The 12,650-nt window shown below is 63.8% G+C and carries 10 protein-coding genes and 1 pseudogene; 2 read left to right on the forward strand and 9 right to left on the reverse strand.

What is annotated here, in order from left to right; all coding sequences use genetic code 11:
* Positions 1-132: 132 nt before the first annotated feature.
* The 6 genes and pseudogenes from aroK to pilM form a co-directional block, all read right to left on the reverse strand.
* Positions 133-651, reverse strand: coding sequence for a shikimate kinase AroK (gene aroK / locus J4P02_RS07155; RefSeq protein WP_011058824.1), 519 nt, complete (start codon positions 649-651; stop codon positions 133-135).
* Positions 652-655: 4 nt separating this feature from the next.
* Positions 656-1,885 (reverse strand): annotated as a pseudogene (locus J4P02_RS07160) (type IV pilus secretin PilQ); the annotation flags it as partial.
* A 153-nt stretch (positions 1,886-2,038) separates the two neighbouring features.
* Complete coding sequence (locus J4P02_RS07165) at positions 2,039-2,560, reverse strand: pilus assembly protein PilP (RefSeq protein WP_426188879.1); 522 nt, start codon at positions 2,558-2,560, stop codon at positions 2,039-2,041.
* Positions 2,557-3,183, reverse strand: coding sequence for a type 4a pilus biogenesis protein PilO (locus J4P02_RS07170; protein ID WP_426188880.1), 627 nt, complete (start codon positions 3,181-3,183; stop codon positions 2,557-2,559). Before J4P02_RS07170 ends, J4P02_RS07165 begins: the two co-directional genes overlap by 4 nt.
* Positions 3,180-3,746 carry a PilN domain-containing protein gene (locus J4P02_RS07175; protein ID WP_426188881.1) on the reverse strand — a complete coding sequence of 189 codons (567 nt, stop codon included), beginning with the start codon at positions 3,744-3,746 and terminating at the stop codon, positions 3,180-3,182. Before J4P02_RS07175 ends, J4P02_RS07170 begins: the two co-directional genes overlap by 4 nt.
* Entirely contained in the window at positions 3,746-4,795 is a 1,050-nt protein-coding gene (pilM, locus tag J4P02_RS07180) for a type IV pilus assembly protein PilM (RefSeq protein WP_426188882.1), read from the reverse strand. The genes J4P02_RS07175 and pilM overlap by 1 nt, the downstream gene beginning before the upstream one ends.
* Positions 4,796-5,012: 217 nt before the next feature.
* Between pilM and J4P02_RS07185 the strand changes: the two genes are divergently transcribed.
* Positions 5,013-7,445, forward strand: a complete 2,433-nt coding sequence (locus J4P02_RS07185) for a penicillin-binding protein 1A (protein WP_426189009.1) — start codon at positions 5,013-5,015, stop codon at positions 7,443-7,445.
* A 131-nt stretch (positions 7,446-7,576) separates the two neighbouring features.
* On the opposite strand, the gene J4P02_RS07190 is transcribed toward J4P02_RS07185, so the two are convergent.
* From J4P02_RS07190 to rpmE, 3 genes are all read right to left on the reverse strand, one after another.
* Positions 7,577-8,845, reverse strand: coding sequence for a malic enzyme-like NAD(P)-binding protein (locus tag J4P02_RS07190; RefSeq protein ID WP_426188883.1), 1,269 nt, complete (start codon positions 8,843-8,845; stop codon positions 7,577-7,579).
* Between the two features lie 187 nt (positions 8,846-9,032).
* On the reverse strand, positions 9,033-9,812 hold the full coding sequence (locus tag J4P02_RS07195; protein ID WP_426188884.1) for a thermonuclease family protein: 780 nt from the start codon (positions 9,810-9,812) through the stop codon (positions 9,033-9,035).
* A 41-nt stretch (positions 9,813-9,853) separates the two neighbouring features.
* Positions 9,854-10,075 carry a 50S ribosomal protein L31 gene (gene rpmE, locus J4P02_RS07200; protein WP_426188885.1) on the reverse strand — a complete coding sequence of 74 codons (222 nt, stop codon included), beginning with the start codon at positions 10,073-10,075 and terminating at the stop codon, positions 9,854-9,856.
* Between the two features lie 293 nt (positions 10,076-10,368).
* Here rpmE and J4P02_RS07205 point away from each other — a divergent pair, with 293 nt between their 5' ends.
* Complete coding sequence (locus J4P02_RS07205; RefSeq protein ID WP_426188886.1) at positions 10,369-12,588, forward strand: primosomal protein N'; 2,220 nt, start codon at positions 10,369-10,371, stop codon at positions 12,586-12,588.
* Positions 12,589-12,650: the final 62 nt, after the last annotated feature.

Here is a 12,650-nt window from a genome sequence, read left to right on the forward strand (position 1 = left end):
TGAAGATGGAGCAGGCATTGTGCCTTGCATTGACGATGGGCCTCGCCTGGTCTTCTGACGCTGCCCGATAGCTCTGCGCCACACCTTGGCGGTGCGACGCGACGCCGAGAATAGCGCATTTCGCTCGGCGGATTAACGGGGCGGCAGTTGCTGCAGGCGCTCGAGGATGTCCAGCACCACCATTCGCGGTGGCCGCTCATCGGTTTCCACCACCAGATCGGCGATTTCCCGATACAGCGGGTCGCGGATTTCCAGCAGATCGCGCAGGGTCTTGGCCGGATCGGCCGTGCGCAGCAGGGGACGATTGCGGTCCCGCGCCGTGCGCCCCACCTGCTGCTCGACCGAGGCATGCAGATAGACCACTCGTCCGCCGGCATGCAACGCCCGACGATTGGCTTCACGCATCACCGCGCCACCACCGGTGGCCAGGACCACTCCGTCGGTGCCGCACAGTTCGGCGATCATCGCCTGCTCGCGATCGCGAAAGCCCGGCTCGCCTTCCTTATCGAAGATCCACGGGATATTCGCGCCGGTACGCAGTTCAATTTCCTTATCGGAATCTTTGAATGGCAGACGCAGCTCTTTGGCCAACAAGCGGCCAATGGTGCTTTTTCCAGCCCCCATCGGCCCAACAAGAATCAAATTTCGCACAGAATCAACGACTCACAGCTATCGCCTGGTTGTTCATGATACGCGGAGTGAGAAATACCAGCAGCTCGGATTTTTTCTCCGACACCACGTCACGCCGGAAAAGGCGGCCAAGATACGGCACATCGCCAAGAAATGGCACTTTATCTACAACCTTGCTCTGGGTGGTGGAGAAAACCCCACCGATGACCACGGTCTCGCCATCCTTGACCAGGACCTTGGCGCTGACTTCGTTCTTCTTGATCGGCGGCACCTCCTGGACCTTGTTCAGGTAGTCCGGCTCATCCTTGGTGACCTTGACCTCCATGATGACGCGCTGGTCCGGGGTGATCTGCGGCGTAACCTCCAGCGACAGCGAGGCCTCCTTGAACGACACCGCAGTGGCGCCACTGGAACTGGCCTCCTGATAGGGGATCTCGGTGCCCTTGAGGATCTTCGCCGTCTCCTTGTCTGCGGTGACCACCTTGGGCTGGGAGACGATCTGGCCATTACCGGTCTTTTCCATGGCAGTCAGTTCCAGGTCCAGCAGCAGGTTGTCGCTGATATAGGCGACCCCCATGCCCGCGGTACTGGCCCTGGCGCCAAGGTCGACGAACGGTGCCTGGCCATCCCCACCACCCGGGGCACCGGCAGCGCTCCAGTTGCCCGCAGTACGCAGCGAACCACCCCAGCGCACCCCCAGGCTCTTGTCGTAATCGACATCGACCTCGACGATCCGCGCCTCGATCATCACCTGGGGCACCGGCACATCCAGCTGCGTGACGATGCGCCGCAACTCATCGAGCCGGCTTCGAGTCTGGTAGGCAATGATGTGGTTGGTGCGCTCATCCACGGTAATGGAACCCCGCTCTTCGGGCCGCTCCTCGGTACCGGTGACCGACTGGAACAGGCTGGCGATATCCGCAGCCTTGGCGTAATTGACCTGCAGCAGTTCCCGGCGCAGAGGGGCGAGGTCTTCGCGCTGCTTCTGCAACTCCAGCTCCTGGCGCTCGCGAGTGGCGATTTCATCCGCCGGTGCCACCAGCAGTACATTGCCGACTCGGCGCTGGCCCAGGCCCTTGGTCTTGAGCACCAGATCCAGGGCCTGATCCCAGGGCACATTCTGCAAGCGCAGGGTGATGCCGCCCTGCACCGAATCACTGGCCACCAGGTTGAGGCCGGTGAAGTCGGCAATCAGCTGCAATACCGAACGCACCTCGATGTCCTGGAAGTTCAGCGACAAGCGCTCACCGCTGTAGGGCGAGCCACTGCCAGCCAGCGCCTCAGGTGCCAGCCGCTGCTCGCTCGGCTGCGACGCATGCTCGGCAGCTGCGACCGGCGATACCTGCCACGCCATCCATAGCGCCAGACCAAGAGCAGCAACAGTCCTGTTCATTCTCTGCCAACTCCATTAGCGGGTTTCTTTCAGGGACAACACCCGTGGGCGCTGCTGCCACCTCCCCACACCATCAGCAAGCGTTTCCAGCAGTTCCACCCGGGACTCACCTAGCGCCACCACCCGACCTTCGTCGTGCCCCAGGTAATCACCGACCTGCACGCGATACACCACGTCGGCCGCGCGCAGCAGTGCATAGCGCCGAGTAGTGCTGGACAAGCTTCCGACCAGTTGCAGTTGATCGAGAGGAAAGCCCTCCAACAGTTGCCGGGGCCGCTGTGGGTCGGGGCGAATCCCCCTCGAGCCCTGGCGGCTTGCTAGCGCCCCATGCGGCGGCTGGAACGGGCTGCGCAGCGCCCCGGCGGTATAGGCCTGCACGGGGTAGGAAGCCGAGGCCGGCACAGGCTCGAGTGGTTCCGCTGCTTGCCGCGACACCTCATCCATATAGGTATCCAGGTCGGCAAGACCTGCACTCGGCTCACAGGCCGACAATCCGATGCACAAGCATCCCGGCAGCAGCCAGCGCCAGCCGTTCACAAGGGCGGCTCCGGTGATTTGTCGTACCTGTAGGTTCGCGCTTCGATGCCCATGCGCAACCGGTCCGGGTTGCTCGCCGACAGCGGCCGGAGGCGAAAGTCGTGCAAGGTGACGATTCGCGGCAACCCGGCTACGCCAGCGACAAAGGCCGCCAGGTCGTGATAGCTGCCGACAAGGGTGATCTGCATGGGCAACTCGACATAGAACTGCCGGGGTCGCTCCGGTTGCAGGCGGATCTCCTCGAATGCCAGGCCAGCTCCCAGGCCCAGGCGACTGATGTCTTCGAGCAGGCCGGGCACTTCGCTCTCGCCGGGCAGCTGCCGCAGCAGCGTATCGAAGCGGCCAAGGATGATTTCAAGCTGCTGGCGATAGCCCTCGGAGCCGGCCCCCTGAAGGGCCTTGGCGGCGAACTGCTGCACCAGCCGGGCCTGCTCCTGGCGCTGTTGCTGCACCTGTTGCAGGTGCGGACTGAGGTACAGCAGGTATCCACAGAGCAGCGTCGACAACAGCAGCACCGTGGCAGCTAGCGCTTGAACCGGCCCCGGCCAGGAACCAGGGTCCTGCAGTTCCAGTGCGCGCATGTCAGTACAACGCCACTCAGCCAGCCACTGCTCCAGGCTCATGGCAGCGGCTCCCCCGGCGACCAGGGCACCAGCCCGACGCTAAGCCGAAACAGATTGCCCCTGCCCTGCCCAGGGCCTTCGGCCCGCTTCACCTGCGCCAGGCCCGGAGCAGCAAAGCCCTTGGCGGCGTGCAGGTTGCGCATCAGTGCGGAGATCCGCCCATGGGACTCGGCCGCCCCGCTGATTTCAAGGTTATCGCCCTGCCGATCCAACGCGTTGAAGTACAGGCCCTCGGGCAGACTGCGCGCCAGTTGCTCGAATAGCTGCACGCTGGCGCCACGTCGCGCCTGTAGATCCTCGATGACAGCCATGCGCTCAAGCAGTTGCTGACGCTGCGTCTTGAGCTCGTCGACAGTGCGGATCTGCACGTCCAGCCGGGCCGTTGCCTGCAGCAGATGCTGGCTGCGCAGTTGCTGCCGCTCCAGCACCCGGGCGATACAAGCGTCCGCCAGGTAAACCAGCGCCAGGCCCAGCACCAGCATCCCCGCCAGCACCTGCAAAAAACGCCGACCGCGCTGCATGCGTGCCGCCTCGCGCCATGGCAGCAGGTTGATCCGCGGCATCAGTCGAATCCTCGCAGGGCCAGACCACAGGCCAGCAGCAGGTTGGGCGCCTGATGGGCCAGGGCCTCGGCATCCACTTGATCCGCCACGGACATACCGACAAACGGATCGGCGATCACCGTAGCGATGCCCACCCGTGCCGCGACTCGCTGCGCCAGCCCCGCCAGACGACTGCCCGCACCCGCCAGAAGCAGCAATTCGATGGAACGGCGCTGCGGCGACTCGGCGAACAGTTGCAAGGCTCGGTGCAGGTGCTGCAGCAACTGCTCTTCGAACGATTGCAGCACCTGCTCGAGGCAACTCTGCGGCAACAGGTTCCGGCGTTCGGCCAGCACTGCCTGATCCAGTGTCAGCGAGCAATCGCGCTCCAGGGCCTGGGCCAGTTGCCGGCTTCCGAACAGCTGCTCGCGCCCATAGATCAGTTGCAGCTCGTGCATGACTCGAAACTGGCTGACGTCTTCGCCTATATCCAACAAGGCCAGGGCACAGTGCGGGGCCAGCGACAGCTGCGGGACCAGCATCGCCAGGCAACGCTCCAGGGCCAGGATCTCGCTATCCACCACCTGCGGCTCCAGTCCGGCCTGGGCCAGGGAGGTTTCCAGGGCCTCGACATCCTCATTGCGGCAGGCCACCAGCAACAGCTGCATCCGCGAGGGGTTATCGGGCAACGGGCCCAGCACCGCGAAGTCCATGGCCGCGTCCTCCAGGGGATAAGGGATGTGCTGCGCGGCTTCCAGTTCGACCTGCAGCTCCAGTTCAGCACCGGACAGGCCTGCCGGCACCTCGATCAACTTGTCGATCAACGCCTCGCCAGGCAGGGCCACCGCTACCGCCTTGAGTCGGCTGCCACTGTGGCGCCAGGCCCGTGAAAGCACAGCGGCCAGGGCCTCGGAGTCGGGCTGCTCACGCCCCACTGCCCGTGGCTCACAGGCATAGGCTTCGACCTGATGGGCCCGGCCCTGGCGACTCAATGCCAGAAGCCTGACCGAAGTCGCAGCGATATCGATCCCCAGCAGGGAACCAGGCTTTTTGCCGAAGAGTCCAAGCACGACCAATTCCCTATGAGTATCCGTAACTTACGGAATCCTTGAGCTGCGTGGCGCGACCCTGCCGCGCCTTGACAGACGGGCAAATGACGCTCTCGATGGAAAATGCTTATAATGCGCAGCGTTTTTTCCGCCTTTACCTGCCGCGCGGGTCGGTCCCTATGACCGTGAATGCCCTGGCGCCTAATTCATTCCTTTCTCTGGAAATCCAAAAGCCTTGATTCGTCTGCTGAAGTTTTTCGGGTGGTCCATTGTCGCGGTGTTCTGTGGGCTGCTCCTCGCCCTCTCCGGTGCGTATCTCTATCTTAGTCCCGGCCTGCCTTCGGTTGAGGCGCTGAGAAGTATCCAGTTGCAGATTCCCCTGCGGGTGTACAGCAGCGACGGCAAGTTGATCGCAGAATTTGGCGAAATGCGCCGTACGCCCATACGTTTCGCCGAAATTCCACCCAACTTCATCAATGCGTTACTAAGTGCTGAAGACGACAACTTCGCTAACCATTACGGGGTTGACCCCAGCAGCCTGATGCGCGCCGCAAGCCAGTTGGTCAAGAGCGGTCACATTCAGTCCGGCGGCAGCACCATCACCATGCAGGTGGCGAAGAACTTCTTCCTCTCCAGCGAGCGCAGCTTCTCGCGCAAGACCACCGAAATCCTTCTGGCCCTGCAGATCGAACGGCAGTTGACCAAGGACGAGATCCTCGAGCTGTACGTCAACAAGATCTACCTGGGCAACCGCGCCTACGGTATCGAGGCGGCGGCCCAGGTGTACTACGGCAAGTCCATCCGTGATGTGAGCCTGGCGCAGATGGCGATGATCGCCGGCCTGCCCAAGGCGCCTTCGCGCTTCAACCCGCTGGCCAACCCGGCGCGCAGCAAGGAACGTCGCGACTGGATCCTGGGGCGCATGTACAAACTGGGCAAGATCAGCGAAGCGGACTACACCGCAGCGATCAACGAGCCGCTGAATGCCAGCTATCACGTGCCGACCCCGGAAGTGAGCGCACCCTATATTGCCGAAATGGCCCGCGCCGAAATGGTCGGCCGCTATGGCAGCGACGCCTACACCGAGGGCTTCCGGGTCACCACCACGGTGCCCAGCGACCTCCAGGAAATGGCCAATACCGCAGTCCACGAAGGCCTGATGACCTACGACCAGCGTCACGGCTATCGTGGTCCTGAATCTCGCCTGGCAGGCAAGACCCGCGCCGCCTGGGCCAGTGAGCTGACCAAGCAGCGCACCATCAGCGGCCTGGAACCGGCGATCGTCACCCAGGTCGAGAAGAACGGGGTACAGGTGCTGACCCGCAATGGCGACGAGCACGTGGCCTGGGACAGCATGAAATGGGCCCGGCCTTTCCTCAACACCAACAGCATGGGCGCCGCTCCACGCCAGCCGGCGGACGTGGCCCAGGTCGGCGACCTGATTCGCGTGCAGCGCCAGGCGGACAATTCGCTCAAATTCAGCCAGATCCCACAGGCCCAGGGCGCCCTGGTGACCCTGGACCCGCAGAACGGTGCAATCCGCGCCCTGGTGGGTGGCTTCGCCTTCGAGCAGAGCAACTACAACCGCGCCATGCAGGCCAAGCGCCAGCCCGGCTCGAGCTTCAAGCCCTTCGTCTATAGCGCCGCGCTGGACAACGGCTACACCGCAGCCAGCCTGGTGAACGACGCACCGATAGTGTTTGTCGACGAGTACCTGGATAAGGTCTGGCGTCCGAAGAACGACACCAACACCTTCCTCGGCCCGATCCGCATGCGTGAGGCGCTGTACAAGTCGCGCAACCTGGTGTCGATCCGCCTGCTGCAGAGCATGGGTGTGGACCGCACCATCGACTACATCAGCAAGTTCGGCTTCAACAAGCAGGACCTGCCGCGCAACCTGTCCCTGGCTCTGGGCACCGCGACCCTGACCCCCATGGAAATCGCCACCGGCTGGAGCACCTTCGCCAACGGCGGCTACAAGATCACGCCGTACATCATCGACAAGATCGAAAGCCGCAACGGCGAGACCCTGTTCACCGCCAATCCCCCCAGCGCGCCCACCGGCGACACCGCCAGCAGCGGCATCGCCGCTCCGGAGCCGGGCTTCACGGTCAATAGCGTGGCGGGCGAGGCTGCAACCCAGGCGCCGGTGCAGGCCCCGGTGATCGCCGAGCGAATTATCGACGGACGTACCACCTACATCCTCAACAGCATGCTCGAGGACGTGATCAAGCTAGGCACCGGCCGCCGCGCCCTGGCCCTGGGTCGTCCGGACCTGGCCGGCAAGACCGGCACCACCAACGAATCCAAGGATGCCTGGTTCTCCGGCTACAACGCCGACTACGTGACCACCGTATGGACCGGATTCGACCAGCCAGAAAGCCTGGGTCGCCGCGAATACGGCGGCACCGTGGCCCTGCCGATCTGGATGAACTTCATGGGCGCCGCCCTCAAGGGCCGGCCGCCGCACACCCAACCGGAGCCAGAAGGCATTCTCAGCCTGCGGGTCGACCCGGTCAGCGGCCGCGCCGCCACTCCGGGCACGCCCAATGCCTACTTCGAACTGTTCAAGAGCGAGGACACCCCGCCCTCGGTCAACGAACTGGGCAACGGCGTAGCCCCGGGCAGCCCACTGCCGGCGGACGAAGCAGCACCGATCGACCTCTTCTAAGAGAACGGCAGCACAAGCTGCCAGCTACAAGCGGCAAGAAAGAGCGACACCTCCTTCTCTTGCCGCTTGTAGCTTGAAACTCCCCCATAAAAAAACCCGGCTCGATGGCCGGGTTTTTTATGGGGCTTCGCTTAACCGTTGAACACGTCGTTCACGCTTTTCAGCGGGTAGTTCTTCGGATACGGCAGGGTTGCCACGCCGGTCTCGATGGCAGCCTTGGCCACGGCATCGGAGATCACGGTGATCAGGCGGGCATCCATTGGTTTCGGAATGATGTACTCACGGCCGAACTCCAGGGAGATACCACCGTAGGCGTCGCACACTTCCTGAGGCACCGGCAGCTTGGCCAGTTCACGCAGGGCGTTGGCCGCGGCAATCTTCATTTCCTCGTTGATGCGCTTGGCGCGAACGTCCAGGGCACCACGGAAGATGAACGGGAAGCCCAGTACGTTGTTCACCTGGTTCGGGTAGTCCGAACGGCCGGTAGCCATGATCACGTCATTGCGGGTGGCGTGAGCCAGTTCCGGAGCGATTTCCGGATCGGGGTTGGAGCAGGCGAACACGATCGGGTTCGGCGCCATGGACTTCAGGCCTTCAGCGCTCAGCAGGTTCGGGCCGGACAGGCCAACGAACACGTCGGCGCCGTGCAGGGCGTCGGCCAAGGTGCGCTTGTCGGTAGCGTGGGCGAACACCGCCTTGTACTGGTTCAGGTCGTCACGGCCGGAATGGATCACACCGGTACGGTCGACCATGAAGATGTTCTCGATCTGCGCACCCATGCTCACCAGCAGCTTCATGCAGGAGATGGCGGCAGCACCGGCGCCGAGGCAGACGATCTTGGCGTCGGCCAGGGTTTTGCCAGCGATTTCCAGGGCGTTGATCATGCCAGCGGCGGTCACGATCGCGGTGCCGTGCTGGTCATCGTGGAACACCGGGATATCGCATTGCTCGATCAGCGCGCGCTCGATCTCGAAGCACTCGGGTGCCTTGATGTCTTCCAGGTTGATGCCACCGAAGGTGATGGAAATGCGCTTGACGGTGTCGATGAAGGCCTGCGGGCTTTCGGAGTCGACTTCGATGTCGAACACATCGATGCCGGCGAAACGCTTGAACAGAACGCCCTTGCCTTCCATCACCGGTTTGGAGGCCAGTGGGCCGAGGTTGCCCAGGCCGAGAATTGCGGTGCCATCGGAAATGACGGCAACCAGGTTGCCTTTGCCGGTGTACTTGTAGGCCAGTTCCGGATCGCGAGCGATCTCGCGTACCGGTTCGGCTACGCCGGGGCTGTAGGCCAGCGCCAGATCACGAGCGGTAGCAGTGGCCTTGGTGAGCTCGACACTCAGCTTTCCTGGACGAGGATTGGCGTGATATTCGAGAGCGGCAGTTTTCAAATCAGACATGTGGGCATTCCGCTTTTTGCTGTTGGACAGACGGACCGCCGAGGATACTCGTCTCGCATAGTCCCCACAAGACTGGCCAGTCACCCCTGTCAAGGCCCCTAGCCTACGACTTTGGGCCAAGAGCCGCGGTGCACAAGGCTTTCAACTGTTCACAATATTCATTAAAAATGTCTACAATTTTTCTTTATCAGAGGAATCTGAGCATGGACGAGTCTTTTACTGACAATATCCAGCGAATATCACCAGCCTTGCTCCAGGCCTGAGGCGCAGCTTCTCTCACCCAGCCACGCACCTCTATCCGCCGACCGGCCAGGCCCTCCAGCGACCGCCGATCGAAGCGCTTCAGGACATTGGGTGCAATATGCAATACAAGCCGGCCCGGCAGTGTCAGCCAAATGCCCTCGCGATTGCGCCGAACCTTGCGTACAGAGCCTTCCAGCAGGGCAAAACCCGAGCGGCGGATCTGCTCCGCTTTCAGTACAGGTGAACGCCGCCAAAGCCCCAGCCTGGCGCGGCGCGCGTGGTTTTCCGCAGCCTGCTGGCAGGCCACCAGGGCGACATTCGGCAGCAGCGCAATCTGCACAGCCAGGCCCTCGGCCAGCAACTGCGCCTCGAGGTTGCGACCATTGCGGTCATAGACATGGGCCAGGGTCCGCCCGTAGCGGTCGTGACGTTCTCGTCCAGGCAGCAGGCCGACCCGGCCACCGCTGCGTGCCACCAGTCGCTGCAAGCGTTGCCGTGCAGCCTTGGCCAAGGGTTCGGCCGCGCGCCCCTTGCCGGCCAGTTCCGGCGCATTGAGGCCCAGCATGCGCACCCGGCGACCGTCGCTCAGATGCAAGGTGTCGCCATCCACCACCCGCTGCACAGTGGCAGGCACCAGCCCCTTGGGCGCTGGGCAAAATGCCTGGGCTGCTGTCAGCCAAATCGCGGACACAAAAAAGGCGCCCACATGGGGCGCCTTTTTCATCAGCGAGGAAAGTCGGTATCGGCTTTCCAGAGCGATCAGCCTCAGGCCTTCTTCGCAGCGCCGAAAGCACCGAAGCGCGACTTGAACTTGTCGACACGACCGCCAACGTCCAGAGTCTTCTGCTTACCGGTGTAGAACGGGTGGCACTCGTTGCACACGTCCAGGCTCAGAGGCTTGGCCAGGGTGGAGCGAGTTTGAATCACGTTGCCGCAGCTGCAGGTAGCGGTAACGGCTTCGTATACTGGATGGATATCGGCTTTCATGGTGCATTCCTCAGGCTAGCGTGCCGCCACCCAACACTATTGTTGAATACCGCACGAATTAGGGCGCGAATTCTACCAGACCGCGGCAATCACGCAAGAGATCCCGACCACCCTCCATCAGAAAAAGCCGACATGGCCTTGACAGCCCCCAACTTGCTGTACCAGCAGTCTTGACCGTTGCACATCAGCCCCCCAAGGCCGGCGTAACACCGCACATGCTGGTGCAGGACACTCCACCGCTCGTCTGTTAGGCTCCGGGCCTGTTCACCGACCGTCCAACGAGATCCTCCCGCGTGCCCAACGCCATCTTGCGCCTCGCCCTGCCTTCGCCCCTGCGCCGCCTGTTCGACTATCGTGCGCCGGCCGGCGTACCGCGCACCCAGCTGCATCCGGGCATGCGGCTGCGGGTGCCGTTCGGCCGTCGGGAAATGATCGGCATCCTGGTGGAAGTCACCGATCACAGCGAAGTCCCGGTGGAAAAGCTCAAGCCGGCACTGGCCCTGCTGGACCCCACGCCACCGCTGCCGGAGGCTCTGTTCAAGCTGTGCCTGTGGACCTCCCAGTATTACCAGCACAGCCTGGGCGACACCTTCAGCTGGGCCCTGCCGGTGCTGCTGCGCCAGGGCGAACCGGCCGAGGTTCGCCAGGAACGCTTCTGGTCGATCGCCCCCGGCGCCCGCCTCGACGACCCGCGCATCGCCCGTGCGCCACGCCAGCGCGAGGCCCTGGCAACCCTGGCCCAGCACCCCCACGGCGTGCCCCATCCGCTGCTGAGCAAGCTGATGCTGAGCAAGGACAGCCTGGACTTGCTGCTGGCCAAGGACCTGGTGCAGATCGAGGTGCGCAAGCATGCGCCCGGCGCACGCCACGAACACTGGCTGGCGCAGCCGGAGCTGCCGCTCAACGACGAGCAGCGCGCGGCCCATGAAGCCATTCGCGCCGGGTTCGACAGCTATCACGCGTTTCTCCTGGCCGGCGTCACCGGCAGCGGCAAGACCGAGGTCTACCTGCAACTGATCCGCGAAACCCTGGAAGCCGGCAAGCAGGCCCTGGTGCTGATTCCCGAGATCAACCTGGGCCCGCAGACCCTGGCGCGCTTCGAGCAGCGCTTCAATGCGCGCATCGCCCTGCTGCACTCGGCGGTCAACGATCGCGAGCGGCTGGACGCCTGGCTCGCAGCCCGGGATGGCGAGGCCGATATCATCATCGGCACCCGCTCGGCGCTGTTCACCCCCATGAAAAACCCCGGGCTGATCATCATCGACGAGGAGCACGACGGCTCCTATAAGCAGCAGGAAGGCCTGCGCTACCACGCCCGCGACCTGGCCCTGGTGCGCGCACGCCAGGAGAACATCCCGATTGTCCTGGGCTCGGCCACGCCGTCCCTGGAAAGCCTGCACAACGCCTACACCGGCCGCTATGGCCTGCTGCGCCTGAACCAGCGTGCCGGCGGCGCCAAGCAACCGCGTTTCCTGCGCCTGGACGTGAAGAGCCGGCCCCTGGACAGCGGTATTTCCGGCCCCATGCAGCAAGCCATCGGCCAGACCCTGGCCGCCGGGCAACAGGTGCTGGTGTTTCTCAACCGCCGCGGTTTCGCCCCGACCCTGCTGTGCCACGACTGCGGCTGGATGTCCGAATGCCAGCGCTGCGACGCACGCATGACCGTACACCAGCGCTCCGGCGAGCTGCGCTGCCACCACTGCGGCTATGTGGAGCGCGTGCCGCGCCATTGTCCGCAATGCGGCAAGGTCGACCTACGCCCCGTGGGTGCCGGCACCGAACGGGCGGAGGAGCGGCTGGGCATTCTGTTCCCCGACTACCCAGTGTTGCGGGTGGACCGCGACAGCACCTCGCGCAAGGACGCGATGAACCAGCTGTTCGCCACCATCCAGAAAGGCCAACCGTGCATCCTGGTGGGCACCCAGATGCTGGCCAAGGGGCATCACTTTCCCCGGGTGACCCTGGTGTCGATCCTCGACGCCGACGGTGGCCTGTTTTCCGGGGACTTCCGCGCCAGCGAGCGCATGGCCCAGTTGATCGTCCAGGTGGCCGGCCGCGCCGGGCGGGCTGAAGAACCGGGCAAGGTGATCATCCAGACCCACCTCGCCGACCACCCCTTGCTGGTGCAACTCACCGATCAGGGCTACTTCGCCTTCGCCGAACAGGCCCTGAGCGAGCGTCGCGCCGCCGGCCTGCCGCCCTTCGCCCACCTGGCCCTGCTGCGGGCCGAGGCGCACAAGCCGGGCCAGGCCGAGGCCTTCCTCGATGAAGCCTGCAGTGAAGCCGAGCGCTTGCTGGCGGAACAGAATCTGGGGGGCATCGAATTGCTGGGGCCGGTGCCAGCGCCCATGGAAAGGCGTGCCGGACGCTATCGCGCGCAGCTATTGTTGCAGGCCAATGCCAGGGCGCCGCTGCATCGGCTGCTCAGCAGCTGGTTGCTGGTGCTGGAGCAGATGCCCAGCGGGCGCCAGGTGCGCTGGTCGCTGGATGTGGATCCGGTGGATCTCTACTAAGCCGTAAGCGGCAAGCTCCAAGCGGCAACAGTAGGTAGGGTCGGCCTGTGCTGCTTTACTGA

It is taken from the genome of Pseudomonas sp. NFXW11 (assembly GCF_049887815.1).
In the GTDB taxonomy this organism is placed as follows: domain Bacteria; phylum Pseudomonadota; class Gammaproteobacteria; order Pseudomonadales; family Pseudomonadaceae; genus Aquipseudomonas.

Bases quoted from the DNA above. Each gene is read 5' to 3' on its own strand.
- J4P02_RS07170 (WP_426188880.1), bottom strand. From the start codon at position 3,183: ATGAGCCTGGAGCAGTGGCTGGCTGAGTGGCGTTGTACTGACATGCGC.
- J4P02_RS07175 (WP_426188881.1), bottom strand. From the start codon at position 3,746: ATGCCGCGGATCAACCTGCTGCCATGGCGCGAGGCGGCACGCATGCAG.
- J4P02_RS07190 (WP_426188883.1), bottom strand. From the start codon at position 8,845: ATGTCTGATTTGAAAACTGCCGCTCTCGAATATCACGCCAATCCTCGT.
- J4P02_RS07195 (WP_426188884.1), bottom strand. From the start codon at position 9,812: ATGAAAAAGGCGCCCCATGTGGGCGCCTTTTTTGTGTCCGCGATTTGG.
- rpmE (WP_426188885.1), bottom strand. From the start codon at position 10,075: ATGAAAGCCGATATCCATCCAGTATACGAAGCCGTTACCGCTACCTGC.